Origin of the sequence: Streptomyces sp. AHA2, assembly GCF_036857595.1 — a bacterium.
Classification (GTDB): Bacteria; Actinomycetota; Actinomycetes; order Streptomycetales; family Streptomycetaceae; genus Streptomyces.
The window spans coordinates 62,340-87,128 of record NZ_JAUQWJ010000015.1 but is presented as its reverse complement, the minus strand read 5'-3'; the positions used below and the strand labels follow the sequence as shown (position 1 = coordinate 87,128).

General features: G+C 73.2%; 23 protein-coding genes. 16 read left to right on the top strand and 7 right to left on the bottom strand.

The genetic code is table 11. The annotated features are described in order from the left end of the window. Window positions 1-104 precede the first annotated feature (104 nt). On the top strand, window positions 105-959 hold the full coding sequence (locus Q5694_RS26025; RefSeq protein ID WP_333935790.1) for an NAD(P)H-binding protein: 855 nt from the start codon (window positions 105-107) through the stop codon (window positions 957-959). A gap of 94 nt (window positions 960-1,053) precedes the next feature. On the opposite strand, the gene Q5694_RS26020 is transcribed toward Q5694_RS26025, so the two are convergent. Next, entirely contained in the window at window positions 1,054-2,043 is a 990-nt protein-coding gene (locus Q5694_RS26020) for a ScbA/BarX family gamma-butyrolactone biosynthesis protein (RefSeq protein WP_333935789.1), read from the bottom strand. A gap of 660 nt (window positions 2,044-2,703) precedes the next feature. Here Q5694_RS26020 and Q5694_RS26015 point away from each other — a divergent pair. From Q5694_RS26015 to Q5694_RS25950, 14 genes are all read left to right on the top strand, one after another. Next, complete coding sequence (locus Q5694_RS26015; RefSeq protein ID WP_333935788.1) at window positions 2,704-4,296, top strand: acyl-CoA carboxylase subunit beta; 1,593 nt, start codon at window positions 2,704-2,706, stop codon at window positions 4,294-4,296. Window positions 4,297-4,372: 76 nt separating this feature from the next. Continuing rightward, a complete protein-coding gene (locus tag Q5694_RS26010) occupies window positions 4,373-4,966 on the top strand; it encodes a ScbR family autoregulator-binding transcription factor (RefSeq protein WP_333935787.1) in 594 nt (197 codons plus the stop codon). 228 nt (window positions 4,967-5,194) lie between these two features. Then, window positions 5,195-6,022, top strand: coding sequence for an AfsR/SARP family transcriptional regulator (locus tag Q5694_RS26005; protein ID WP_333935786.1), 828 nt, complete (start codon window positions 5,195-5,197; stop codon window positions 6,020-6,022). A gap of 48 nt (window positions 6,023-6,070) precedes the next feature. Further along, window positions 6,071-6,715, top strand: a complete 645-nt coding sequence (locus tag Q5694_RS26000; RefSeq protein WP_333935785.1) for a ScbR family autoregulator-binding transcription factor — start codon at window positions 6,071-6,073, stop codon at window positions 6,713-6,715. A 138-nt stretch (window positions 6,716-6,853) separates the two neighbouring features. Then, entirely contained in the window at window positions 6,854-7,582 is a 729-nt protein-coding gene (locus tag Q5694_RS25995) for an acyl carrier protein (RefSeq protein WP_333935784.1), read from the top strand. Between the two features lie 15 nt (window positions 7,583-7,597). Beyond that, a complete protein-coding gene (locus Q5694_RS25990; protein WP_333935783.1) occupies window positions 7,598-9,334 on the top strand; it encodes a beta-ketoacyl synthase N-terminal-like domain-containing protein in 1,737 nt (578 codons plus the stop codon). After that, window positions 9,331-10,164 carry a 4'-phosphopantetheinyl transferase family protein gene (locus Q5694_RS25985; protein ID WP_333935782.1) on the top strand — a complete coding sequence of 278 codons (834 nt, stop codon included), beginning with the start codon at window positions 9,331-9,333 and terminating at the stop codon, window positions 10,162-10,164. The genes Q5694_RS25990 and Q5694_RS25985 overlap by 4 nt, the downstream gene beginning before the upstream one ends. Window positions 10,165-10,355: 191 nt before the next feature. Further along, complete coding sequence (locus Q5694_RS25980) at window positions 10,356-11,177, top strand: AfsR/SARP family transcriptional regulator (RefSeq protein ID WP_333935781.1); 822 nt, start codon at window positions 10,356-10,358, stop codon at window positions 11,175-11,177. Window positions 11,178-11,425: 248 nt separating this feature from the next. Beyond that, window positions 11,426-13,012 (top strand): class I adenylate-forming enzyme family protein, encoded by a 1,587-nt coding sequence (locus Q5694_RS25975; protein ID WP_333935780.1) that lies wholly within the window; start codon window positions 11,426-11,428, stop codon window positions 13,010-13,012. A gap of 39 nt (window positions 13,013-13,051) precedes the next feature. Continuing rightward, the gene (locus Q5694_RS25970; RefSeq protein ID WP_333935779.1) at window positions 13,052-13,339 is read left to right on the top strand and encodes an antibiotic biosynthesis monooxygenase family protein; all 288 of its coding nucleotides are present in this window, start codon (window positions 13,052-13,054) and stop codon (window positions 13,337-13,339) included. Further along, complete coding sequence (locus Q5694_RS25965) at window positions 13,339-15,063, top strand: FAD-dependent oxidoreductase (RefSeq protein ID WP_333935778.1); 1,725 nt, start codon at window positions 13,339-13,341, stop codon at window positions 15,061-15,063. The genes Q5694_RS25970 and Q5694_RS25965 overlap by 1 nt, the downstream gene beginning before the upstream one ends. Before the next feature lie 141 nt (window positions 15,064-15,204). Continuing rightward, window positions 15,205-16,155: an aromatase/cyclase gene (locus Q5694_RS25960; protein WP_333935777.1), complete on the top strand. Its 951-nt coding sequence runs from the start codon at window positions 15,205-15,207 to the stop codon at window positions 16,153-16,155. A gap of 34 nt (window positions 16,156-16,189) precedes the next feature. Then, window positions 16,190-16,642 (top strand): nuclear transport factor 2 family protein, encoded by a 453-nt coding sequence (locus Q5694_RS25955; RefSeq protein WP_333935776.1) that lies wholly within the window; start codon window positions 16,190-16,192, stop codon window positions 16,640-16,642. 132 nt (window positions 16,643-16,774) lie between these two features. Continuing rightward, window positions 16,775-17,071, top strand: coding sequence for a hypothetical protein (locus Q5694_RS25950; RefSeq protein ID WP_333935775.1), 297 nt, complete (start codon window positions 16,775-16,777; stop codon window positions 17,069-17,071). 138 nt (window positions 17,072-17,209) lie between these two features. Here the strand turns inward: Q5694_RS25950 and Q5694_RS25945 are convergent, their stop codons facing one another. Next, window positions 17,210-18,559, bottom strand: a complete 1,350-nt coding sequence (locus tag Q5694_RS25945) for a lysine N(6)-hydroxylase/L-ornithine N(5)-oxygenase family protein (RefSeq protein ID WP_333935774.1) — start codon at window positions 18,557-18,559, stop codon at window positions 17,210-17,212. A gap of 221 nt (window positions 18,560-18,780) precedes the next feature. On the opposite strand from Q5694_RS25945, the gene Q5694_RS25940 reads away from it, so the two are divergent. Next, complete coding sequence (locus Q5694_RS25940; RefSeq protein WP_333935773.1) at window positions 18,781-19,425, top strand: FMN-binding negative transcriptional regulator; 645 nt, start codon at window positions 18,781-18,783, stop codon at window positions 19,423-19,425. A 24-nt stretch (window positions 19,426-19,449) separates the two neighbouring features. Here Q5694_RS25940 and Q5694_RS25935 read toward each other — a convergent pair whose 3' ends face one another. The 5 genes from Q5694_RS25935 to argC all read right to left on the bottom strand — a co-directional run bounded on the left by Q5694_RS25935 (window position 19,450) and on the right by argC (window position 24,787). After that, window positions 19,450-20,232, bottom strand: coding sequence for an LmbU family transcriptional regulator (locus tag Q5694_RS25935; protein WP_333935772.1), 783 nt, complete (start codon window positions 20,230-20,232; stop codon window positions 19,450-19,452). Window positions 20,233-20,458: 226 nt separating this feature from the next. Further along, the gene (locus tag Q5694_RS25930) at window positions 20,459-21,676 is read right to left on the bottom strand and encodes an acetylornithine transaminase (RefSeq protein WP_333935771.1); all 1,218 of its coding nucleotides are present in this window, start codon (window positions 21,674-21,676) and stop codon (window positions 20,459-20,461) included. Further along, window positions 21,673-22,614: an acetylglutamate kinase gene (argB, locus tag Q5694_RS25925; RefSeq protein WP_333935770.1), complete on the bottom strand. Its 942-nt coding sequence runs from the start codon at window positions 22,612-22,614 to the stop codon at window positions 21,673-21,675. The genes Q5694_RS25930 and argB overlap by 4 nt, the downstream gene beginning before the upstream one ends. Then, a complete protein-coding gene (gene argJ, locus Q5694_RS25920; protein ID WP_333935769.1) occupies window positions 22,611-23,762 on the bottom strand; it encodes a bifunctional glutamate N-acetyltransferase/amino-acid acetyltransferase ArgJ in 1,152 nt (383 codons plus the stop codon). The genes argB and argJ overlap by 4 nt, the downstream gene beginning before the upstream one ends. Continuing rightward, window positions 23,759-24,787, bottom strand: a complete 1,029-nt coding sequence (argC, locus tag Q5694_RS25915) for an N-acetyl-gamma-glutamyl-phosphate reductase (protein ID WP_333935768.1) — start codon at window positions 24,785-24,787, stop codon at window positions 23,759-23,761. The genes argJ and argC overlap by 4 nt, the downstream gene beginning before the upstream one ends. Window positions 24,788-24,789: the final 2 nt, after the last annotated feature.

The window sequence follows — 24,789 nt, the reverse complement described above, 5'->3', positions numbered from 1 at the left end:
AGTATGTATATTACAGATGAAGCGGCTTCGCGCAGCCCCCTGGACGACACCAGGCGGAAAGAATCCGGTAAGCGGCCGGCGCGCGCGACGAGGGGGGACTCGCGGTGATCCTGGTGACGGGGGCCACGGGCACGGTGGGGCGGGCGTTGCTGCGCCGCCTGCCGGCCGAGGTGACGGTACGGGTCATGGCAAGGGACCCCGGGCGCGTCGCCGCCGCGGGCCCGCAGGTCGAAACGGTCGCCGGTGATTACACGGACATCCGCTCGCTGGAACGGGCGCTGGCCGGGGTGCGGACGGCTTTCCTGGTCACCACCGCGGTCGGGGGACAGGACGACGAGCGGTTCCTGCGGGCGGCGTGCGGCGCCGGGGTGCAGCGGGTGGTGAAGCTGTCTGCGGCGGCCGTTCTCGACGACCGTGCCCAGGATCTGATCACTCGGTGGCAGCGCGCCAGTGAGCAGGCGCTGCGCGGTTGCGGCCTGGAGTGGACGCTGCTGCGGCCGCGTGCCTTCATGTCCAACTGCCTGTCCTGGGCGGCTTCGGTGCGCGGTGAGGGCGTCGTGCGCGCGCTGAACGGGACGTCCGTCAGCCCGTGCGTGGATCCCCGGGACATCGCCGGCGCCGCGGCGCGCGTCCTGACCGAGGAAGGGCACGAAGGACGCGCCTATACGCTGACCGGCCCCGAGGCCATCGCCCCGGTGGAGCAGACGCGGCAGCTGGGCCGGCTGCTCGGCGTACCGCTCAGGTTCGAGGAGCTGAGCCGGCAGCAGGCCCGGGCCGGGCTGGGCCTGCGCTATCCGCAGCCGGTGGTCGAGGCGTTGCTGGCGAGCGCGGACCGGCAGCGTGCGGGCGCCAAGGCCCGGGTGGACGGGGCGCTGGCCGCGCTGCTCGGGCGCCCCGCGACGACGTTTCGCGAGTGGGCCCGGGACCACCTGGAGGCCTTCGCCCCGATTCGCGCGTGAGCCGGGGTGAAGGCTTGAGGAGGTCGTGGTGCCGGGCTCGCCGGCCCGTTACGCGGTGGTGGGGCGGCCCAGCCGGGGTGCGCGGACGCGGGGGTCAGCCGCCGGCCGGCAGGCGGACCGTGCAGCGGAACACCGGCTCGTCGCCCTGATGGGCGGTCACCAGCACGGACTCCTTGCCTCCCGAGGCGGGCAGGCGCTGCGCCCGGACGAGGCAGGGAGCGTCCAGTTCGACGTAGCGGGTGAACTCGCTGACGATGTCCGAGGGCACGGCCGTGCGGCCGAGGGTGGCGGTGGCCGCCTGGCGGGCCGCCTCCATCAGCACCATCCCGGGCACGTGGTCGACCATGTGGTCGAACAGCACGGGGTGGCGGGTGTCCACGCGAAGCTGCCAGCGGTTCGCTTCCCCGATCGGGGACAGCACGACGTCCGTGGGCGAGGTGCGCCCCACGACCTGGGGGGCCTCGGGTGCGGTGAGCTGGATGACCTGCGGCATGCCGTCCTCGCGCAGGCGGCCCGCGCGCAGCCGCTGGTAGACCCGGGGGGTGATGCAGGTGAGCGAGCCGCCTCCGGTGGCGGCGAGCCGGCCCTCGCGGCGGATCTCCACGGAGATGCGGAAGCCCAGCAGGCTGCCGCCGCGCCTCTTCACCTCCGAGCAGGTGACCTGCAGTTCGAGCGTGGCGGGGGTCCGCTCGACGCGCAGGTGCTCGGGATCGACGTGGACGCTCAGGTCGCTCACCAGGAAGTGATGGCCGAGGGGGACCCCGAACTCGGCGTGCGCCAGAAGGATACCGGCCTGCCGGATGGTTTCGGCGGCGATCAGGGGATCGTGGCAACCGTCCACGTTCATGAAGAAGCTGTGCCCGCGCGGCCACTGGGCGGCCAGGGTGTAGTGCTCGTCGTCGACGCGCGCCCAGTCGGTGAGCATGACCTCGCAGACGCTGGCGCGGTGCACCAGCTCCTTCGGGACGGTGGTGGTCAGGGACGGGAAACGCGGGACGAAGACGCATACCGGCGTCGTGCCGTCGCTCTCGCCGGATCGGACGCCGGATACCGGTTGTGCGACGCGGAACGTGCTCGCAGACATGTCTTCTCCCCGTGGGCCGCATGGATGTGACGGTGATGTGGAGGGCCGCTCAGGCCTGCGAAGATACATACCACCCGGTTTAATTTCTAGCGGTACGAGTCATTCCGGCTGAGGGGACTGCTGAACGGCTCGTTCTGCATGCTCCCTCTCGTCCGTCTCGCCGCTCGGCGAAAGGGCTGTGAACAGCGGTTATCCGACGTACGGCCAGCCGTCGGGACTGCCGGCTCGCTCGGCTGCCGCTCGTTTTCGGCCAGTGCGCGGGTACCGGGCCGGCAAAGGACTACCGGCTCTCGAGCGGATCCGGAGCCGTTGTCGAGCGCCCTCGTCCAGCCTTTCCTCGAAGCCGTGGGAGGGGGCGGTCGAGGGAGCGGGTCCAGGTGCTGCTCCGGGTGGGGCACGCGCACGCGGACGGGCGGGAACTCACCGTTTCCGCTGTGGCGTCGTGCCACGTCGCAGGGGGTGAAGGGGGGTGGAGGGGGTGTCGGCGCCTCGCCCGGCCGCCCGGTGGGCCGGACCGGCCAGTCGCGCGATCCCCCTCGCGGCCGTCACCCGCGCCGCGACCTGCCCGGAGCGCCTGCGGACGAAATGTAAACCGCGCATTCGGTTTGTTATAGTGGGCCGGGCGGGGGCCGTTCGGCCTGTCCCGGGGAGGGACCAGACATGGCGATGACAACTGCCCCCGTGCCGAGCGGGCCGGGGCCGGCCGACGCGCGCGGACGCGTGGCCGAACTGCACGAGATCCGTGCGCAGGCGGTGGCCGGGCCGAGCGAGAAGGCGACCGAGGCGCAGCACGCCAAGGGCAAGCTGACCGCGCGCGAGCGCATCGGACTTCTCCTGGACCCGGACTCCTTCCGCGAGGTCGAGCAGCTGCGCCGGCACCGGGCGACGGGCTTCGGGCTGGACACCAAGAAGCCCTACACCGACGGTGTGATCACCGGCTGGGGCACGGTGGAGGGCCGCACGGTCTTCGTCTACGCCCACGACTTCCGCATCTTCGGCGGTGCGCTGGGCGAGGCCCACGCCACGAAGATCCACAAGATCATGGACATGGCCATCGCGGCCGGGGCCCCGCTGGTGTCGCTGAACGACGGCGCGGGCGCCCGCATCCAGGAGGGCGTCTCGGCCCTGGCCGGCTACGGCGGCATCTTCCAGCGCAACACCAAGGCCTCGGGCGTCATCCCGCAGATCAGCGTGATGCTCGGCCCGTGCGCGGGCGGCGCGGCCTACAGCCCCGCCCTGACCGACTTCGTGTTCATGGTCCGCGACACCTCGCAGATGTTCATCACCGGCCCCGACGTCGTCAAGGCGGTCACCGGCGAGGAGATCACCCAGAACGGCCTGGGCGGCGCCGACGTGCACGCCGAGACCTCCGGCGTCTGCCACTTCGCCTACGACGACGAGGAGACCTGCATCGCCGAGGTCCGCTACCTGCTGTCACTGCTCCCGCAGAACAACCGGACCGCGCCGCCGCAGGCGCCCTGCTCGGATCCCGTAAACCGACGGTGCGAGGCGCTGGCGGAGCTGGTGCCGGCCGACGGTCATCAGCCCTATGACATGGGCCAGGTGATCGAGGAGATCGTCGACGACGGCGAGTACCTGGAGGTCCACGAGCGCTGGGCGCGCAACGTCGTGTGCGCGCTGGCGCGGCTGGACGGGCAGGTGGTCGGCATCGTCGCCGACCAGCCGCAGGTGCTGGCCGGAGTGCTGGACATCGAAGCGTCGCAGAAGGCCGCCCGGTTCGTGCAGTGGTGCGACTCCTTCAACGTCCCGCTGGTGACGCTGGTGGACGTCCCCGGCTTCCTGCCCGGCGTCGACCAGGAGCACGGTGGCATCATCCGTCACGGCGCGAAGCTCCTCTACGCCTACTGCAACGCGACCGTGCCGAGGATCTCCCTGATCCTGCGCAAGGCCTACGGAGGTGCGTACATCGTCATGGACAGCCAGTCCATCGGTGCCGACCTCACCTACGCCTGGCCGACGAACGAGATCGCGGTCATGGGCGCCGAGGGCGCGGCCAACGTCATCTTCCGGCGTCAGATCGCGGAGGCGGAGGACCCCGAGGCCATGCGGGCCCGCATGGTCAAGGAGTACAAGTCCGAGCTGATGCACCCCTACTACGCGGCCGAACGCGGCCTGGTCGACGACGTCATCGACCCCGCGGAGACCCGCGAGGTCCTGGTCGGTGCCCTGGCGATGCTGCGGGCCAAGCACGCCGACCTGCCCTCCCGCAAGCACGGCAACCCGCCGCAGTGAACCGACGAACCATGCGGTGCACGGCCGGCGCTCCGCCCGGGAGCGTCGGCCGTGCACCGGAGGCAGGAGACGATCGATGGTCAAGCAGGAGCGAGCGGCCCGTACCCGCCAGGCTCTGATCCGTGCCGGAGCCGAAGTGTTCGCGCGGGAGGGCTTCGCACGCGCCTCGCTGACGACGATCAGCCGGCAGGCCGGGGTGAGCAACGGCGCGCTGCACTTCCACTTCGCGACCAAACAGGCGCTGACGCAGGCCATCATGGCGCAGGCGCTGGAGGCCGTGCGCCGGATCGTGCAGGACGCCGGAGCGGGGGACGGGGGGCCGCTCCAGGCGCTGGTGGAGGCCACCCACCAGTTGATGAACCGCATCGGGCACGACGTCGTCGTGCGGGCCGGGTTCGGGTTGTCCGACGATCCGCTCGGGGGGCAGGGTCCGGTGCTGCGGCGCGAATGGCAGCACTGGGTCGAGGAGGTGCTGCGGCGGGCGGAGGAGGACGGTCACCTCGGCCGGGAGGTGTCGGCCGAGGACGCCGCCGTCGCCGTCGTGGCCGCCACGGTGGGGCTCGAGGTGCTCGGCGGCACCGACCGGACATGGCTGTCGCCGGAGAAGGTCACGCGGCTGTGGGCCCTGCTGCTGCCCCGCCTGACGGGACAAGGCGACCGCCCTTCCTGAAACCGTCTGAGCGGTCTCTCTTTTCGGATCTCTGTGCGGGGGTGCAGGTCGCCGGCGACTGCGATCCACGCCCGGAGTGTTCACCTCCTGCGTATAACCCCAGGTCAAGGCGGTGCCGAGGTCGATCTTGTGATCCTGGAGGAAAAAAACAGCACGGATGGTTTGGTATTGACAAACCATCCGCCCCGTTTTTTACTGGGAACCCGGTAGCGGGACAGGGGAGACGACATGGACATCGCAGTACTGGGCGCAATCGACGTCAGGGAGAACGGGGTCTCGGTGACCCCGACGGCACCGAAGCCACGCCAGGTGCTGGCGCTGCTCGCCCTGCACGCCGACCAGGTGGTGCCCGTCACCGCGCTGATCGAGGAGCTGTGGGGCGAGCAGCCGCCGCGCAGCGCGCGCACCACGCTGCAGACCTACGTACTGCAGCTGCGGGAACTGATCTCGGCGGCCGTCGCCCGTGATCCGGAAGGCTCCCCGGCGCGCACCGCCAAGGACGTGCTCGTCACCTCGCCGGGGGGCTACCTGCTCCACACGCGCGGCGGCGCCAGCGACGTCCGCGAGTTCGAGCGGCTGGCCGGCACCGGCTACCGGGCCATGGACGCGGGTGACTTCACCGGTGCGGCCCGGCAGTTGCGCGACGCCCTGTCGTTGTGGACGGGCTCCGCGCTCGCCGACGTGCACACCGGCGCGCAACTGGAGATGGAGACCCGGCGGCTTGAGGAGACCCGGCTGTGCGCCCTGGACCAGCGCATCGAGGCCGACCTGCGGCTGGGCCGCCACCGTGAACTCCTGGGCGAACTGACGGTCCTGGTCAGCCGCTACCGCACCCACGAGACGCTGCACGGCCAGTTCATGCTGGCGCTGCACCGCTCCGGCCGCCGGAGCGAGGCGCTCGACGTCTACGCGCGGCTGCGCACCGCCCTGGTGCGGGAGCTCGGCCTGGAGCCCTCCGCCGGGCTGCGCCGGATGCAGCGCTCGATCCTCATGGCCGGGCCCGAGTCGGCCTCCCTCACCCCGGCCGGTGGCGAGCGGCTCAGCCGGGTCGGCTGAACCCGCAGCCGGCCGCAACCAGCTCGACAGTTCAGGAGGGGGCCCGCGATGCAGGCCAGGTCACAACGGACGCGGCGCAGGCTCGTCCGGGCAGGCGCGCAGCTGTTCGACCGCAACGGCTACGCCAGCGCCACATTGGGACAGATCGCGCACGAGGCCGGACTGACCAAGGGGGCGCTGTATTTCCACTTCGCCTCCAAGGAAGGACTGGCCGATGCCGTCCAGGAGCAGGGCCGGGTCCTGCTGCGCGACTTCGTCCAGGGCCGGCACGAGGCCGGCGCGGCGCCGGTGCAGGCACTGATCGACATGACGCATTGGCTGGCCTGGGTGCTCCACGAGGACCCGGTGATCCGCGCCAGCTTCCGCATCACCAGCGAACGCAGCGGGCGGCAACCGCCCGTCACCGACTTCCACCAGGTGTGGATCACCGAGGTGCTGCAGCTCGTCGACCTCGCCCGCCAGGCCGGGCACCTGCACGAGGACCTCTGCCCGGACGGTCCCGAGACGCTGACGTCGGCGGCGGTGTGCGGCATCGGGGTGCTGTCCGGCACCGGCGTCCCGCGGCCGGAACTGCGGCGCAGGGTCGCGGCGTTGTGGGACCCGCTGCTGACGGCCCTGGTGCCGGCCGGGCACACCGACCGCTACGACGTACGGGCCTCGGCGCTGTCCGCCCAGCTCGTTCCGGTCGCCTGAGCGGAGGCCGGCGTCGCTTCTCACGGACCGGGCACGTACGCGCCGTCCACGCCGCGCGGCGACGGTCCGAGGCCCACCCACCCTTTCGCTGCTTCCGTCGTCGGCCGGCCGGGACGGACGGACCTTTGGAGTCAAGCCATGCCCCATCACAGCGCGACATCCCCCGACGAGGTGTCCGCCGACCTGATGAACGACCTCGTGGCCATGCTCGCGACCGTGCTGCGTCTGCAGAGCGAACGGATCGACGTCGCGCAGACCTTCAGGGCGCTGGGCCTGGACTCGCTGCTGACCGTCGAGTTCGTCGCCACCGTCAACGCCCGCTACGGCACGGCGGTCAAACCGGACGCGCTCTTCGACCACCCCACACCGCTGGAACTGGCCCGGCACGTGGCCCGTGAACGGGGCCTGCCCGGCGACGCCCCCTTCGACCGGCCCGTGACCCGCCCCGCCGCACCCGTCCCGGCCCTGGTGTCCCTGCCCGCCGCGGGAACGGTGCTCGACGTGCTGCGCGAGGAACTCGCCCGCATCCTGTGCTGCGACCCCTGGGACATCGACCCCGAAGCCCCCTTCTCGGTACTGGGCGTGGACTCCGTCGCCGGCGCGCAGTTCGTGTCGACGATCAACGACATCTACGGCCTGCACGAGCGCTCCGTCACCCTCTACGACCACCCGGGCCTTGCCGCCATGGCCGCCCACGTCGTCTCGGCCACCTCCGCGGGCACCGCGGCCCCCCGGCCCCACCCGGCGGCCGGGCCCGAAGCGGCCCCGCCCGGCGGGGTGATGGGTCTGGAGGCGCTCCTCGACGCGGTGCGCGAGGACCGGATCTCCGTCGACGACGCGCTCGGCCTGCTGCACCCGCGGCCCTGAACGGACAGAACGACCATGGACGAACGCGAGATACTCACCCGCTTCAAGGCCGGGACACTGGACCGTGCCCAGGCCACCCTGCTGCTGGCCGGCGCGACGGCCCGGACACCCGGGCCTGCCCCGGCACCCCCCGAGCGGCCGCACACCGCCGCGCCGGCGGCCGGCGGTCCGTCCGCCACGGACGGCCGGTACGCCGTCGTCGGCCTCGCCGGGCGCTATCCCCTGGCCGACGACCCGCACGCCCTCTTCGAGAACCTGAGCGCCGGCCGCGACACCGCCCGCTGCGCGCCCGCCGAACGGCCCGGCCCCTCCGTGCTCGCGCCGGGGCAGCGCGGCCACTTCCTGGACGGCATCGCGCAGTTCGACGCCGAGTTCTTCGGACTGACACCCCGTGAAGGCGCTCTGCTCGACCCCCAGGAACGGCTGCTGCTGGAGGCCGCCTGGCTGGCCCTGGAGGACGCCGGCTGCACCGGGGCCCGGCTGGACGCCCTGAACGGCCCCGGCGGTGCGCCGCGATCGGTCGGCTTCTTCATCGGCGTCAGCTCCTCGGACTACGCGCTGCTCGCCGCCGAGGGCCGGGAGCACGGTCTGCGCGACATGCCCCGCAGTTCGCACGGGAGCCTGCCCGGCAGGCTCGTGGCGCTGCTGCGGCTGAGCGGACCCGGGCAGGTCGTCGACACCGGTGTCTGCTCGGCCCTCACCGCCGTCCACCTCGCCGTCGCGTCCCTGGAGCGCGGCGAGTGCGCCGCGGCCGTCGCCGGCGGCGCCGAACTGCTGCTGCACCCCTCGCGAGGCGGTGACGGCGCCGGGGAGGGAGTGGGCGCGGTGGTGCTCAAGCGGCTCGACCGGGCGCTGCGCGACGGGGACCGGGTGCACGCCGTCGTCCGCGACACCTTCAGCGGCTTCGGGCACGCCGCCCCCCGGCACGGCGCGGACGTCGACATCCCGCGCGGGGCCGGTGGGTTCCGGCTGCGCGTCACCCGCGACACGCTCGCCCGGCGGGTCGGTGACGCCGGTGCCGCCCTGGGCATCGCGGGCCTGACCGCCGCGCTGCTCCAGGCGCGGCACGGGGTGCTCGCCCCGGCGGGGCGGGGAGAGGAGCCCGTGCCGTGGCAGCGGGCCCGTGACGAGCACGGGCGGGACCTGCCGCGCGCCGCCGTCGTCGAGGTGGACGACGGGCACGGGCTCACCGCCGGGGCGGTCGTCGAGGAGTTCCTGCCCAGGCCCGCCGTGGCACCGGCCGAGGCGGACGGCACGCACCAGCTCGTCTTGCTGTCCGCGCCCACCCCCGCCCACCTCGTGGCCGGCGCCACCCGGCTGGCCGACTGGCTGGAGGCACACGGGCAGGACGCCGACGCCCCGCTGCTCGCCCGGGTCGCCCGGCATCTGCGGGCCGGGCGGGCCGCCCTGCCCTGCCGGATCGCGGTCCTGGCCGCGGACGTGCCCGAACTGCTCACCGCCCTCCGCCGGTTCGCCGGCACCGGCAGACCCGGCGCGAACCTGCGCCACGCCGACCTGCGCGACGGCGCCGATCCGCTGCACCTGGGCCGGGCCCCCGAGACCCGCGACTACCTGGCGGCGCTGTGGCGCAGCGGGCGGCTCGAACAGCTCACCCGGCTGTGGCTGAGCGGCGTCGAGGCCGACTGGGCCGCGCTGGAGGGCCCGGCCGTGGCCGGGACGGTGGTGCCGCCGCCGTCGGTGTTCCTGCGGCAGACCCTGTGGCTGGACGCGGTGGGGGAGCGGACCGGATGAACGCCGCATCCACGGCGTCGCACCACTCCCCGGATCTCCCGGGTCCGGACGAGACGGTGAAGCTGTGGTTCTGCCCCAACGAGGAGCTGGCCCCGGGCATCGCCGCCACCTTGGCCACGCACTGGCTGGACGCACACGAACAGGACATCGCAGGAAGGTTTCTCTTCGAGCGCGACCGACGCCAGTACCTCGTCGCCCACACCCTCGTACGGCGGGTGCTGGCCCTGGAGAGCGGGGTGCCCGAGCCCGAGGCGGTGATCTGGCGCTCCTCACGCGGCCGGCCGTTCCTGCAGAAGCCGCCGGAGGGACTGCCCCGGGGAGGACGTGAACTGGACTTCAACCTCTCCCACTCCCGCGGCCACAACCTGCTCGGCGTGGTGCGGCGCCACCGCATCGGCGTGGACGTGGAACGGCTCGACCGCGGCGACCAGGGCCTGGACACCATCGTGGAGACCTTCGCCGAGGAAGAACGGCGCTGGGTGGCCCGGGCCGCGCCGGGCCGGCCCCGCGACCGGAGGGCGCTGCGGCTGTGGACCCTGAAGGAGGCCTACAGCAAAGCGCGCGGACTCGGCCTCGGACTGCCCTTCGACTCGTTCTCCTTCACGCTCGCCGAGGACCGCGGCGTGACCGGATTCCGGCCGCCCGACAACGACCACGAACGCTGGTGGCGGTTCGTGGAACTGGAGCCGGTGCCCGACGTGGTGGCCGCCGTCGCCGTCCTGGCCGGCCCCGAGGCACCGCGCGCCCTCCAGCTCCACCACGGCTTCCCCTGGGGCCGCGCCGCGCCACGGCTGGTGCCGCTGCCCGAGCCCGTGGCCGTACTGGTGTGAGAGGCCGCCACCGGGCGCGGAGCCCCGGTTCGAACGGGCCGGCCCCAGGTCGCAGGGCCACCTGTGGAAGGTCGCTCGAACGCGGGTGGAGATTACGGGGGGTGCCCGCCGAACAGGGCTAGCGTGCTACACGGCCGACGGCTTCCAGCCACGAGTGGAACCACCCACTCAACCGGTACGGGGAGGAAACTGTGGAGATACAGGTTCTGGGTCCATTGAGCGCCGACGTCAACGGAATCTCGATCGTTCCGACCGCGGGCAAACCGAGGCAGCTCCTCGCCCTGCTCGCCTTCTACCCGGGCAGAGTCATGACCGTGCCCACGCTCATGGAGGAGATCTGGGGCACCGACATGCCCCAGAGCGCCATGACGACCATGCAGACGTACATCCTGCAGCTGCGCCGCCGCCTCGGCACCGCCATGGGGCCCGACGCCCCCGGCACCGCCAAGGAGGTGCTCGCCACCCGGCACGGCGGGTACCTGCTGCAGGTTCCCCCGGAGAGCGTCGACGTGCACCGCTACGAGCAACTGGCCACGGCCGGGCAGAGCGCGTTCGAGGACGGCGACGACGCGCGGGCGGCCGGGCTGCTCCGGGACGCGCTGGCCATGTGGCAGGGCCCCGCACTGGTGGACGTACGCGTGGGGCCGATCCTGGAGATCGAGGTGCTGAGGCTCGAGGAGAGCCGCCTGGGCACCGTGGAGCGCCGGATCGACGCCGACCTCCGGCTCGGCCGGCACGCCGAACTCATCGCGGAGCTGACGGACCTGGTCGCCCGTCATCCGCAGCACGAGGGCCTGCACTCGCAGGCCATGGTGGCGCTGTACCGCTCGGGCCGGCAGGCGACCGCGCTGGACGTCTACCGCCGGCTGCGCGGCCGGCTGATCGAGGAACTCGGCGTGGAGCCCTCGCCGCAGCTGCAGCGGCTGCACCAGGCGATGCTCACCGTCGACCCGGCACTGGACCAGGTCTGCGGGGCGCGCCGCACCTCCACCTTCAACCTGTTCGCCGTCTGAACCCGCCGGCGGGTCCGGCACCCCGCCGTGGCCGGGAGCGCCGGATCCGCCGGCGGTGGGCGCGGGTCCGGCGCCGGGGCGAGTGGGCCGGCGGCCGTGCGGCTGTCGAACGGATCGTCGTCCGGCCCCGCTGTCCGCAGCACGGATCGAGCACTCTTCGAACCTTCCTCAAGTGCTTCGGCAGAACGTGAGTGGTGCCGAGCGGTGCACGCGCCGCGCCCCCGCCGAGCCCCGGAGGAGAACGAGCCGTGCCCGACTTCACCTGTCCCGCGCTTGCGGTGGACGGCCTGCTGCGCACGGCGGCCGAGCGTCACCCGCACCGGCTCGCCCTGCGCACGGCCGACGAGGCAGTGACCTTCGCCGAACTGGCCGCCCGGGCCGAGCGGATCGCCGCGTTCGTGACGCAGCACACCGGCGGCCGGCCCGGTGCCCGGGTCGCCGTGGCCAACGTCCTCGATCCCGTCTTCGCCGCCGCCTACTACGGCGTCGTCGGAGCGGGGGCCACGGTCGTCCTGGTCAATCCGCTGACGGGCGAGGACGGGCTGCGGCACGTGTGCGCCGCCTCCGGCGCCGAGCTGGCGCTGGTCCCGGCGGCGATCGCCGGTTCGCTGGCCAAGATGCGGCGCCTGCTGCCCTCGCTCGCCACCATCGCGGTGACGGACTCCCCGACGGCGCTGGTGCCGCCCGGCTGCGTGGGACTGCACACCGCCCTGCAGGAGGCGCCCGCCTCCGCCGCCCGCCCGCCCACCGACCTGGACGCCGTCGCCTGCGTGCAGTTCACCACGGGAACCACCGGTCGCCCCAAGGGCGTGCGGCTCACCCACCGCAACGTGGTCGCCAACGCCCGGCAGACCGCGCTCGCCCACCTGCTGGGGAGCGACTCGGTCACCGTCAACCACCTGCCGCTGTACCACGTGATGCACCTCAACTCGGCGGTGTCCGCCGGCGCCTGCCAGGTGTTGTGCACCGACCCCGACCCGCTGGTGTCCCTGGCCGTGGCCGCGGGCACCGGCGCCACCCACTACTACGGGCTCCCCGCGCGACTGCACCGCCTGGCCGCCGACGACCGGTTGCCCCGCACGCCGCCGCAGGCCCGGGGCGGCTCCCGGCTCACCGCCGTACTCTCCGGCGGCTCACGGCTGCGTCCGGACGCCGCCACCACCCTGCGCGACCTGCTGCGCGTGCCGGTGATCCAGGGCTACGGAATGGCCGAGTCGTCCCCGCTCACCCACTGCCAGCGGCCCGGCCTGGACAAGCCCGGCGCGGTCGGCGTCCCGGTGCCCGGTACCCGGTGCCGCCTGGTCGACCTGGCCACCCGCCGCCCGGTCGACGTCTGGTCCACCGGTGAGGTCCAGGTCAAGGGACCGCAGCTGATGGCCGGTTACCTCGATGAGGACACCCCCGTCCCCACCGACGCGGACGGCTGGTTCTCCACCGGGGACGTCGGCTACATCGACGGCGACGGCGCCCTGCGGCTGGTGGACCGGGTCGACGACATCTTCAAGTACGACAACGAGATCGTCTCGCCCAGCCGGATCGAGGAGATCCTCGCCACCGACCCGCGCGTCGCCGACTGCCTGGTCGCCGACTGGCCCGACGACACCCACGGCGGCCTCGTCTGGGCGGGCATCGTGCTGCGCGACACCCCCGGCTGCGACGACGCCCACGACGTGCTCGACGTCCTCGACTCGGTCACCGCCCGTGCCAACGAGCACCTCGCCCACTTCGAACGGATCCGTCTGACCGAGGCCCTCGACGCCGTGCCGCGCACCCCCACCGGCAAGCCCGCACGGCGCCTGGTGCGCCGCAGGCTCGCACAGCAGGCCACCTGCTGACACGGGCCATCGCCCACCCCCCTTCCAGAGGAGCGAACCATGGTGACCTTCGTGAACAAGCTGACCGTGCACGGTGACATCGACGCCTTCCTGGCCGTCAAGGGCCGGCTCACCTCCTACATGTCCGCCCAGCCCGGGTACGTCAGCCACCTCACGCTGCGCCACGCCGGCGAGCCCCACGTCTTCCTCGAACTCGCCGTGTGGAAGGACGCCGGAGCCCACCGCAAGGCCGTGCGCAGCGAGGAGTTCCAGTCCCTGGTCAAGGACCTGGGTCCGCTGGCCACACCCGACCCGGCCCTGTACGAGATCGTCGAGGAGAGCGCCTGATGCCCGGCCTCGACCGGCCGCGGGCCGTCGTGGTGGGCGCGGGCCCCGTCGGCCTGACCGCCGCGCACGAACTCGCCCGCAGGGGCGTGCGGGTGCGGCTGGTCGACGCCGCACCCGGGCCCGCGCCCACCAGCCGGGCCGTGGCCGTGCACCCGCGCACCCTGGAGACCTTCGCGCAGATGGGCGTCGTCGACGGCCTCCTCGCGCGCGGGCGGCGCAACCGCGCCTTCACCATGTACAGCGGCGGCCGCCGCCTGGTGCGGCTGGAGGCCGACTACGCGACGATGCCCACCTCCCACCCCTACACGCTGATCGTCCCCCAGACCGAGACCGAGGCAGTGCTACGCGAGGCGCTCACCCGCCTCGGCGTCGGCATCGAATGGGGCGTGCGGCTGACCGGGTTCGAGCAGGACCAGGACGGGGTGAGCGTTCACCTGACCCGCGCCGACGGCACCTCCGAGACCGCGCGCACCTCGTGGCTGGTCGGCTGCGACGGCGGCCACAGCACCGTGCGCAAACTGCTCGGCCTGGAACTGGCCGGCGAGTCCAGTGAGACGTGGATGCTCGCCGACGCACCCGTGGCGAGCGACCTGCCGCCCGACACCATCTACTGGGCCCACACCGGCGGGCACGCCCTGATGATGGTGCCCTACGCCCGTGACGGGCACTGGCGGCTGCTGGACACCGCGCCCGTGCCGGAGGGCGGCACGGCACGGCTCGCGGAGAAACTGTCCCAGGGCCTCGGCCGCGAGGTCCGGGTCGGCGAGCCCGAGTGGACGTCCGTGTTCACCTTCCAGCAGCGCATGGTCCAGCGGATGCACGACGGCCGTGTCTTCGTCGCGGGCGACGCCGCCCACGTGCACAGCCCCGCGTCCGGGCAGGGCATGAACACCGGCGTGCAGGAGGCGTACAACCTCGCCTGGAAACTCGCCCAGGTCGACCGCGGCCACGCCGGTCGCCGTCTGCTCGACACCTACAGCGAGGAACGGGTGCCCATCGGCCGGGCTCTGCTGGGTTCCACGCGCACCGCGACCTTCCTGGTTCAGCTGAAGAACCTGCTCGCCTCCGCCGCGCTGCCGGCCGTCTTCTGCGTCGTGCGTTCGGTGCCGGCGCTGCGCCGGGCCATCCAGCGCAAGGTCCTCGGCGGCATGTCGGGTCTGCGCATCGCGTACACCGGTTCCCCTCTGACCACCGCCGCACAGCCCCGGCACCCGACGGGCACGGGCAACGCGGCGGCGTCCGCGACCGTCCCCGCCGCCGGGCCCGCACCCGGCCGGCGCCTCACCGACGCCCGGGTCCACGACCCTTCCTCACCGGGCTGCCGCGCCCTGCACGAGGAACTGCGCGATCCGCGCTGGACGTTGCTGCACGCGGAGGGCGCCGGAATCGGCGACGCGACCGCCGTGCGCCTGGCGGCCGCCGTCCGGTACGGCGCATGGCTGTCGGTGCGGACGGTGACCGGCACCCGCACGGACGGGCCCGCCCCGCTGGCCGACCCCGACGCCCGGCTGCGGTCCGCGCTCGGCCTCGCCGACGGCTCCTGGCTGCTGGTGCGCCCGGACGGCTACGTCGCCGCGCGCGGCGAGCACCTCACCCGCGCCGCGCTGGACCGGGCGCTCGCCCCGCTCGGGCTCGGGACCGTGCTCGCCGCGCAGGCCGTACGGGAACCGGGAGCCACTCCGTCTCCCACCCCCGTGCCCGTCCCGACGGAGTACCGACCGTGACCGACGACCAGCCCTGCGCCCCGGTGACGGGCGGGACCAGCGGGATCGGCCCGGCGGTGGTCAGCCACCGGGCCGCGTGCCACCTCGCAGCCCGGCCCGCCGCCGAGCACTCGGAGAACACGAAGAGAAGAGGTACTCAAGGTGTCGGCTGAGCAGATGCACCGCACCTCGCACTCGGCCCCGGTGGACGCCCCGGCCGGTGTCGTCTACGGGCTGATCGCGGACGCGCGGCAGTGGCCGTTGTTCTTCCCCGAGAACGTGCACGTGGAGCGACTGGAGTTCGACGGGGCGGCCGAACGGCTGCGGATGTGGGCGACGGCCGACGGCCGGGTCAGGTCCTGGATCTCCGAGAGGGCCCTGGATCCCGGGACGCGGAGCGTGGAGTTCCGTCAGACCCGTCCCCAGCTCCCGCTGACGGCGATGAGCGGACTGTGGACCGTCGAGGAACGACCGGACCAGTCCAGCCTGGTGACGCTGCGCCACGACTACACCGTGCACACCCCCGGCGACGCGGCCTGGGTGGAGCGGCGCCTCGCCGCCAACGCCGAGGCGCAGATGGCGGGCATCGGTGCGCTCGCCGAGCGGTGGCGGCTCCTGGACGACCTCGTGCTGTCCTTCGAGGACGCCGTGCGCATCGAGGCGCCGGCCGAGCACGTCTACGACTTCCTCCACCGGGTCGACACCTGGCCGGCGCTGATCCCCCACGTGGCACGGCTGGAGGTGACCGAGGACGTCCCCGGGGTGCAGCTGATGGCGATGGACACGCAGACCGCGGACGGGGCCGTGCACACCACCGAGTCGGTGCGCATCTGCTTCCCGCACGCCGGGCGCATCGTCTACAAGCAGACCGTGACGCCCGCACTGATGGCAGCGCACACGGGGGAGTGGAACCTCGTTCCCGACGCGGACGGGGTGACGGCCGTCGCACAGCACAACGTCGTGCTGCGCGAGGAGGCGGTGGAACGGGTCCTGGGGCGGGGCGCGGACCTCGCGCAGGCCCGCCGCCACGTGCGCGAGGCCCTCGGACGCAACTCCACCGCGACCCTGCACCTGGCGAAGGAGCACGCCGAACTCCTGACCCGGCAGGGGTGAAACCGGCCCGGACCGACGCGGAGGCCGCCACGCCATGACCGCCGAACCGACCGACACCGCCATCTACCCCGAGCGGCGGTACGCCGCCCTGTACGCGCAGGCGCAGCACTTCTACACCCGCCACATGCGCATCCTCGACACGCACGACACCGAGCGCTGGGCGGACACGTTCACCGAGGACGCGGTTCTCGAACTGCCCGGCCGGCCCGGCCCGGGACCGGCCCGTGCCCAGCTCCACCGCTACGCCCGAGCCGGGGCGCAACGGCACCGACGCGCCGGCGGCCGCCTGGACCACTTCGTCGGCAGGCTCGACGTGTGGCCGCGACCGGACGGGTCGCTGCACACCCGGTGCTCGGCCCTGGCCTACGTCGCCACGCCGGGTGTGCGCCACGTCCTGGCCGTGTGCGTCATGGAGGACGTCCTGGTGCGCGCCGGCGGCCGCTGGCGCATCGCACACCGCCGGGTGACCAGGGACGACCTGGTCTGAGCCGCACGCACGGGAGCGACCGGGCCCGCGTCGGGACCGTGGCGTCTCCCGCCACCGCACGCACCATCCGCACCCCGGTCCCGAGACCGGGCACGTACGGGACCGAGCACAGCGGACACCGAGGAGGCAGTCATGCCGGACGCCGAAACGCACGCGGCAGCGCACCCGGGCACGGACGAGATCGCCACCCGGGCGAGGGCGGAGGCGCTGGCGATGACCGGACAGGACACCGGCCCCGGCCGTCGCCCGGCGGGCGAACTGGCGGCCGCCGCGCTGGGGGCGCACCGCACGCTGGTGCGCCGGCTCGGACGGGGCGTGCCGCTCACCGCCCTCGGGCCGGACGCCGGCGTACGCGGCCTGACCACGTTCCTGGCGGTGTACGGCGCCGAGTGCCCGGCAAGCGGGGACGGTGCCCCGGCTGATCGGTGAACCCGGCTGGTGCGCCGCTGAGTCGACACGTGTCCTCGGAGCGCGTCCCGGGTCCGAGGAGCGGCGCCCGACGAGGTCGAGCGGAGCCCCGGCGCCGTGGTCACGACACCGGGGCTCCGCTCCACGCCGCAGCCCGCCTCACGCCACCGGAGACGCTTCCTCCAGCGGCTGGCCGCGCCCCAGTTCCCGCTCCGCGCGCCGCAGGACGACCGAGTCGGCGATCTCCCCGCTGCGCACCGCGATGTTCGACAGCAGCGCCGACGACAGGCCGTGGGTGTGCTCGGTCCCGCCCTGCAGATAGACACCGCACGCCAGTGCCGAGGAGGGGACGAGGCGGTAGTCGCGCTCCACCCGGTGCCGGCCGGACGCGTCGCGCAGGAAGTGCCGGTCGAAGTCACCGAGCAGACGGGAGGGGTCCAGGCCGTCGTACCCGCTGGCGAACACCAGCGCGTCCACGGCGAGTTCCTCGGTGCGCTCGTCGAGCACCGAGCGCAGCGTCACCAGCGTCCCGTCCTCCGAACGCTTGACCTCCGAGACACGGGTGAGGTTGCGGAAGTGCAGCCGCCGCACGCCGCGCACCTCCTCGTCGTACACCCGCTGGTACAGGGCCCGGATGACGTCGGCGTCGACCACCGAGTAGTTGGTGTTGCGGTGGTAGCGCCAGAACGCGTCCCGCCCCTGCTCGGCGCCGAAGTAGTACGCGTCCACCGCGCCGGGGTCGAAGACCTGGTTGGCGAAGGGGGTGTCGTCGGCGACGGAGTAGCCGTACGAGGGGATGATCGCGCTGACCTCGGCGTGCGGCAGCGCATCGTGGAGGAACCGGGTGATCTCGGCCGCGCTCTGGCCGGCGCCGACCACGGCCACGCTCCTGAGGTCCTGCGGGTCGTGCTCGCGGAACCTGCCGAGGAACTCCGAGCTGTGCCAGACCCGGTCGTCGGAGGTCACGCCGTGCGGCAGGCGCGGCACCAGGCCCGTCGAGACGACCACGTTGCGCGCGGTGACCGTCCGCATCGCACCCTCGCCGGTGCGCACCTCGATCTCCAGCAGTTCGGGTGTCGCGGACCCGTCGGCGAGGGGCCGGATCGAGGTGACCTCGGCGCCGTAGGTGACCTGGTCGCGAAATGCGGCGGCGGCCCACTCCAGGTACTGATGGAATTCCTGGCGGGTCGGAAAGAAGTCCTGGTTGTTCACGAACTGCACGAGCCGGTTCTGGGTGTGCAGATAGGAGACGAAACTGAACCGGGACATCGGGTTCCGGAAGGTCGCCAGGTCCTTGAGGAACGAAATCTGCATCGTCGTCGACGGCAGGAGCATGTTCCGGTGCCAGCCGAATGACGGCTGGCGTTCGAAGAAATGGAACCCGACGGGTTGTTGCGGAGCGCTCGCCCCATGCTCCTCCAGGGCGATCGCGAGTGACAGGTTGGACGGGCCGAACCCGATCCCGACCAGGTCGTAAATCTCTTGGTCACGGCTACCCGTTATGCCCATAGAAAATTCTCCCGATTGCGTCTGGAAAACCCGGCCGGCGGCCCGAGGCATCGCTGTGCAGTGTGGCCCGGGCGGCAACTCGAAAGCAACCGGAAGACGGCCTGAGTCCCGCTTGAGCCGCGCGTCATTCGGAAGCGTTGTCCTGCCGGCGGGACATGGTTACGGTCGGCCCGGATTCTCGAAACCAGACGGAAGAAGCCTTTACGGAAGGGTGGCTCCGGATGTTCGTTCCCGACTTCTACCGCGAACCGGGCAGTTCATGGATGGTCGACCTGCTCCGCGGGAACCCCCTGGCACTGGCCGTGTCCAACGGCGGCACCGACGACGGCCCGTTCGCCACGCACCTGCCCGTCATCTTCGACCCCGAGACGTCGGCCGAGTGGTCCGGCGACCTGCGGGGCGCGACCCTGCTCGGCCACATGAACCGGGCCAACCCGCACTGGGCGGCGCTGGACGACGGCGGGGTGCTGCTGCTGACGTTCACCGGCCCGCATTCCTACGTCTCGCCGACGATCTACCGGAAGACCCTGGCCGCCCCGACATGGAACTTCACCGCCGTTCACGTCCGCGGCACGGTGAGGAAGATCGAGACGACCGAGGAGACGCTGGGCGTGGTGCAGTCGACCGTGCGCGCCTTCGAGGGGGCGTTCGGCGACGGCTGGGACATGACCGAGTCGCTCGGCTACTTCCGCAAGATCGTGCCCGCCGTGGGAGCCTTCCGGTTCACGGTGACCGGCGCCGAGGGCATGTTCAAGCTCAGCCAGGAGCAGCCGGGCGAGGTGCGTGCCCGGGTGCGGGAGTCGTTCGGGCAGAGCGGGTGCGCCCACAAGCGGCAGACGGCCGAGCTGATGAGCCGGCTGCCGTGACGCGCCGCGGCCGGCACCCGGGGCTCACGCGCCGACGGCCACCGGCCGGTTCCGCCCGGCGCACTCGTCGGCGGAACCGGCCGCGGCCGGCGCGCGCAGGACCTTCATCCCCGTGGGCCCGGGACGCTCCGCGCGCTCCTCGAGGGCGCCGAAATCCTCGAGAGTGCTCGCGGCGGCGCTGTCCAGCGCGGCCGTCACCCACTGCTCGAAGTCGACGCCGAGCTGCTCCGCGGCCGCGTGCCACCGCTGAAGACGGCTGCCGCGCACCTCGAGGCGGCGGATCGGCTCGGCGGACACGCCCGGCTGCTGACCGCCGCGGCGCTCGGCGCGGACCGCGGTGCGCAGCTGCCGGGTGGTCCACTGCTCCTGCTCGGCCCGGTCCAGCCACCGGTCCTGCTCCTCGACGGTCATCGAGGCCAGTTCCGCGTGGTGCTGGAAGCTGAGGGCGGACCGCCGGCGGCCGAGGTCGAAACGCCGGGAGACCCAGGCGTAGTTGCGCAAGGTCTGGTACGACAGGCCGGCGGCGCGGATGCCGCGCTGGTACCGGTCGGTGTAGTGGTCCTTGCCGTAGACGAGCCAGTCGCCCAGCCACCAGGACGACGAGTCGAGGACGTCGGCGAGCTGCCGTCCGGCCCGCTCCCACTCCTCGTAGGGCATCCGGGCCGGCATCTGCAGGCCCACCTTGGTGGTCAGCACCTGGCCCCCGCGCGGCCCGGCCGCCGCGGTACGCGGCTGCCGGGGCGGGGTGGCCGTTGCCGGGCCGCTGTGCGGCTGTGGGGCGGTCTGACCGGCCTGACGCGTCATCATGCCTCCAGGGAAAGGTGCATTCGACTGGCCAGAATTCTCGCCCGACTGGCTGGAGCGGCACTCGAACGGTTGCACATCGAATCTCTTTGTGGCATGGCGGAGGAGCCCCTGCCGCCCGCCCCCGCCGCCCGTACACATCGCTGGTCCGGCCGCGAAACGGCATCCGAGCCGGGCACGACCCCGTCGTGCGGGGTCGTGCCCGGCTCGGATGCCGTTCGGGCTGCCCTCAAGCCACGGTCAGGGACTCCTCGAGGACGTCGGACAGCCCTGCCCGGAAGCCGTCGACGAACTCGTCGACCTCACCGTCGGACACGGTCAGCGGCGGGGCGAGCCGGACGACGTCCGGCGCCACCGCGTTCACCAGCAGCCCCCGGTCCTGCGCCGCTTGCTGCACCCGCGTCGCGACCTCGCCGCCGAGCACGACGCCCAGCAGCAGGCCGGCACCGCGGACCTCGCGCACCAGCGGGTGGCCCGGCACCCGCAGACCACGTCGCAACCGCTCGCCCGCACGGGTCACGGCGTCGAGGAGGCCCGCTTCCTCGATGGTGTCCAGGACCGCCAGGGCCGCCGCGCAGACCACCGGGTTCCCGCTGAAGGTGGAACCGTGCGTGCCGGGCGTCAGCAGCGTCGCCGCCGCGCCGAAGGCGAGCGTCGCGCCGATCGGCAACCCGCCGCCCAGGCCCTTGGCGAGGGTGACGACGTCCGCCTCGACGCCCTCCGCCTCGGCCGCGAACCAGCGCCCGGTACGGCCGACACCGGTCTGGATCTCGTCCAGCACGAGCAGGGCGCCGTTCGCCTCAGTGATCCCGCGGGCGGCGCGCAGATAACCGGGCGGTGGCACGATCACACCGTTCTCGCCCTGGACGGGCTCCAGCACCACCAGCGCGGTGCGCTCGGTGACGGCGGCGCGCAGTGCCCCGGCGTCCCCGTACGGCACGTGGGTGACCTCGCCCGGCAGCGGCCGGAACGGGAGCTGCTTGGCGGGCTGGCCGGTGAGGGCCAGCGCCCCCATCGTGCGGCCGTGGAAGCCTCCGGTGGCCGCGACCATGTGCGGGCGGCCCGTCAGCCGGCCGATCTTGAGGGCCGCCTCGTTGGCCTCGGCCCCCGAGTTGGAGAAGTACACCCGCCCCTCGCGGCCGGCCAGCCGTAGCAGGCGTTCGGCCAGGCGCACGGTCGGCTCGGCGATGAACAGGTTCGAGACGTGTCCGAGCGAGGCGATCTGCTCACCGACGGCCCGGACGACCGCGGGGTGCGCGTGACCGAGTGCGTTGACCGCGATGCCGCCGACGAAGTCCAGGTACGCGACGCCCTCCGCGTCCCACACCCGGGTGCCCCGACCGCGCACCAGCGGCAGCCGGGGGGTGCCGAAGTTGTCCATCAGGGCGCCCTGCCAGCGGCGGGTCAGCCTCGCGTTGTCCCCGGCCGGGCCCGCGCCGCCGCTCATGCCCTCGCCCCCGCGGCACCGGTACGGCTGCCGGTGCCGGCACCGTCGTCGTCGGGGACCACGACCGTGCCGGTTCCCTCGGTGAACAGCTGCGTCAGCAGCGCGTGCTCGACCCGGCCGTCGACGACGCGGGCACTGCGCACCCCGTGGGTCACGGCGTGCAGGCAGCCCTCCATCTTGGGGATCATCCCGGACGCCAGCCCCGGCAGCAGCGCGGCCAGTTCACCGGCGGTCAGCCGGTCGATCACCTCGTCGCTGTGCGGCCAGTCGCGGTACAGGCCCGCGACGTCCGTGAGGATCAGCAGCATCTCGGCGCCGAGGGCGGCGGCGACGGCCGCGGCGGCGGTGTCGGCGTTGACGTTGAACACACCGCCCTCGGCGGCGTCCTTGTCGTCCTCGGGCCGGGCTATGGAGGAGATGACCGGGATACGGCCGTTGTCGATGAGGTCCCGCACGATCCCGGCGTCGACCCGGGCGACCTCGCCCACCCGGCCGATGTCGACGGGGACGCCGTCCCTGTGCGCGTAGCGCTTGACGGCGGTCATCAGGCGGGCGTCCTCGCCCGTGAGGCCCACCGCGTGCGGCCCGTGCACGTTGAGCAGTCCGACGAGTTCGCGCTGGACCTGCCCGGCGAGCACCATGCGCACCACGTCCATGGTCTCCTCGGTGGTGACCCGCAACCCGTTCTCGAACCGGGACTGCAGGCCCAGGCGGCCGAGCTGCGCGCTGATCTGCGGGCCGCCGCCGTGCACGACGACCGGGTGCAGGCCCGCGTGCAGCAGGTACAGCACGTCCATGGCGAAGGCCGTCTTCAGGTCGTCGTCGACCATGGCGTTGCCGCCGAACTTGATGACGACCGTCTTGCCGCGGTGGCGCGCCATGAAAGGCAGCGCCTCCAGGAAGGAGGGGACCGGTTGCGCCGGCGGTGAAGCGCTCATGAGGAGTACTCGCTGTTCTCGTGGACGTAGTCGGCGGTGAGGTCGTTGGTCCGGATCACGGCGCGGTCCGGGCCGGCGGCGAGGTCCACGGTGATGCGGACCGTGCGGCCGCTCATGTCGACCCGTGCGCGGTCCTCGCCGACGGCGCCGTTCTTGCACACCCACACACCGTTGATGGCGACGTTCACCCGATCCGGTTCGAAGGCGGCGGAGGTGGTGCCGACGGCGGACAGCACACGACCCCAGTTGGGATCCTCGCCGTGCACGGCGCACTTGAGGAGGTTGTTGCGGGCCACGGAGCGGCCCACCTCGACGGCGTCGTCCTCACCGGCGGCGCCCACGACCTCGACGCTGATCTCCTTGCTCGCGCCCTCGGCGTCGGCGACGAGCTGGGCGGCCAGATCGGCGCACACGCTGCGCACGGCCTGCGCGAACACCCCGTACGCGGGGGTGACGGCGCAGGCGCCGGAAGCCAGCAGCAGCACGGTGTCGTTGGTGGACATGCAGCCGTCGGAGTCGACCCGGTCGAAGGTGACCCGGGTGGCCTCCCGCAACGCCCGGTCGAGGGTCCCGGACTCCACGTCGGCGTCGGTGGTGAGGACGGCCAGCATGGTGGCCAGGCCCGGGGCGAGCATCCCGGCGCCCTTGGCCATGCCGCCCACCGTCCAGCCGTCCCGGGTGACGGCGGCCGTCTTGGGCACGGTGTCGGTGGTCATGACGGCCTGGGCCGCGTCCTCCCCGCCGGACACCGACAACCGAAGGGCGGCCTCGTCGAGGCCGGGCAGCAGCCGGTCCATGGGCAGCGGCACACCGATCAGGCCGGTGGAGCAGACCGCCACGTCCGAGGCGTCCACACCGAGCCGCCCGGCTGCCCGCTCGGCGGTGGCACACGTGTCCTGGAAGCCCCGCGGCCCCGTGCAGGCGTTGGCGCCGCCGGAGTTGAGGACGACCGCGCGCAACGAGCCGTCGGTGAGGACCTGCCGGGACCACCGGACCGGCGCGGCCTGCACGCGATTGGAGGTGAACACGCCCGCAGCCGCGCGGCGTGGCCCGGTGTTGACGACGAGCGCCACGTCCGGGGCGCCGTCGGATCTGATGCCGGCGGCGACGCCCGCCGCCGTGAAACCTCGTGCTGCGGTGACGCTCACGGTGCGACTCCGATCGTGGACAGTCCCAGGTGCTCGGGCAGGCCCAGGGCGACGTTCATGCTCTGCACGGCCCCGCCCGCGGTTCCCTTGGTGAGGTTGTCGAGGGCACTGATCGCGATGATCCGCCCGAGAGCCGGGTCGAGGGTCACCTGGACCTGCGCGGTGTTCGATCCGTACACGGCCGCGGTGCTCGGCCACCGCCCCTCGGGCAGCAGCCGCACGAACGGCTCGTCGGACAGCGCCTTGTCGTACGCGGCCCGCACGTCCCGGACGCCCACCCCGGGCCGCGCCACGGCGGAGCAGGTGGCGAGGATGCCGCGGGACATGGGCGCCAGGGTCGGGGTGAAGGAGACGGCGACCCGGTGGCCCGCCACCTCGCTGAGGCACTGCGCCATCTCCGGTGTGTGCCGGTGGCCGCCGCCCACGCCGTAGGGCCGCATGGAGCCCATGACCTCGCTGCCCATGAGGTCCGTCTTCGGCGCCTTCCCGGCACCGGACGTGCCGGACGCCGCGACGACCACCGCCTCGGGTTCGGCCAGCCCGGCCGCGAACGCGGGGAACAGCGCCAGCAGCACCGCGGTGGGGTAGCAGCCCGGCACCGCGATGCGCCGGGAGCCGGCCAGCGCGGCGCGGGCACCGGGCAGTTCGGGCAGGCCGTAGGGCCAGGTGCCCGCGTGCGGCGTGCCGTAGAACGTCTCCCAGTCGGCCGCGTCCGCCAGCCGGAAGTCCGCGGCGCAGTCGACGACCACGCTGTCGTCGCCGAGTTGCCGCGCGATCTGCGCCGACTGCCCGTGCGGCAGCGCCAGGAAGACGACGTCGTGCCCGGCGAGGGTCTCGGCGGTGGTGGGCAGCACTTCCCGCCCGGCCAGCGGGGCCAGATGCGGCTGCAGCTCGCCCAGCCGCCGGCCGGCGCCGGACCGGCCGGTCAGCGCACCGATCTCCACGCCGGGATGGGCCAGCAGCAGGCGCACGAGTTCGCCTCCCGCGTACCCGCCGGCTCCTGCCACGGCTGCTCGCACGGTCATGG

What these genes read in the sequence shown, in the direction of transcription:
- Q5694_RS25945 (WP_333935774.1), bottom strand. Translation starts at nt 18,559, where the DNA reads ATGGGCATAACGGGTAGCCGTGACCAAGAGATTTACGACCTGGTCGGG.
- Q5694_RS25985 (WP_333935782.1), top strand. Translation starts at nt 9,331, where the DNA reads ATGAACGCCGCATCCACGGCGTCGCACCACTCCCCGGATCTCCCGGGT.
- Q5694_RS25970 (WP_333935779.1), top strand. Translation starts at nt 13,052, where the DNA reads ATGGTGACCTTCGTGAACAAGCTGACCGTGCACGGTGACATCGACGCC.
- Q5694_RS25930 (WP_333935771.1), bottom strand. Translation starts at nt 21,676, where the DNA reads ATGAGCGGCGGCGCGGGCCCGGCCGGGGACAACGCGAGGCTGACCCGC.
- Q5694_RS25940 (WP_333935773.1), top strand. Translation starts at nt 18,781, where the DNA reads ATGTTCGTTCCCGACTTCTACCGCGAACCGGGCAGTTCATGGATGGTC.
- Q5694_RS26005 (WP_333935786.1), top strand. Translation starts at nt 5,195, where the DNA reads ATGGACATCGCAGTACTGGGCGCAATCGACGTCAGGGAGAACGGGGTC.
- argC (WP_333935768.1), bottom strand. Translation starts at nt 24,787, where the DNA reads ATGACCGTGCGAGCAGCCGTGGCAGGAGCCGGCGGGTACGCGGGAGGC.
- Q5694_RS25955 (WP_333935776.1), top strand. Translation starts at nt 16,190, where the DNA reads ATGACCGCCGAACCGACCGACACCGCCATCTACCCCGAGCGGCGGTAC.
- Q5694_RS25995 (WP_333935784.1), top strand. Translation starts at nt 6,854, where the DNA reads ATGCCCCATCACAGCGCGACATCCCCCGACGAGGTGTCCGCCGACCTG.
- Q5694_RS26020 (WP_333935789.1), bottom strand. Translation starts at nt 2,043, where the DNA reads ATGTCTGCGAGCACGTTCCGCGTCGCACAACCGGTATCCGGCGTCCGA.
- Q5694_RS26000 (WP_333935785.1), top strand. Translation starts at nt 6,071, where the DNA reads ATGCAGGCCAGGTCACAACGGACGCGGCGCAGGCTCGTCCGGGCAGGC.
- Q5694_RS26010 (WP_333935787.1), top strand. Translation starts at nt 4,373, where the DNA reads ATGGTCAAGCAGGAGCGAGCGGCCCGTACCCGCCAGGCTCTGATCCGT.
- Q5694_RS25965 (WP_333935778.1), top strand. Translation starts at nt 13,339, where the DNA reads ATGCCCGGCCTCGACCGGCCGCGGGCCGTCGTGGTGGGCGCGGGCCCC.
- Q5694_RS26015 (WP_333935788.1), top strand. Translation starts at nt 2,704, where the DNA reads ATGGCGATGACAACTGCCCCCGTGCCGAGCGGGCCGGGGCCGGCCGAC.
- Q5694_RS25950 (WP_333935775.1), top strand. Translation starts at nt 16,775, where the DNA reads ATGCCGGACGCCGAAACGCACGCGGCAGCGCACCCGGGCACGGACGAG.
- Q5694_RS25990 (WP_333935783.1), top strand. Translation starts at nt 7,598, where the DNA reads ATGGACGAACGCGAGATACTCACCCGCTTCAAGGCCGGGACACTGGAC.
- Q5694_RS25935 (WP_333935772.1), bottom strand. Translation starts at nt 20,232, where the DNA reads ATGATGACGCGTCAGGCCGGTCAGACCGCCCCACAGCCGCACAGCGGC.
- argB (WP_333935770.1), bottom strand. Translation starts at nt 22,614, where the DNA reads ATGAGCGCTTCACCGCCGGCGCAACCGGTCCCCTCCTTCCTGGAGGCG.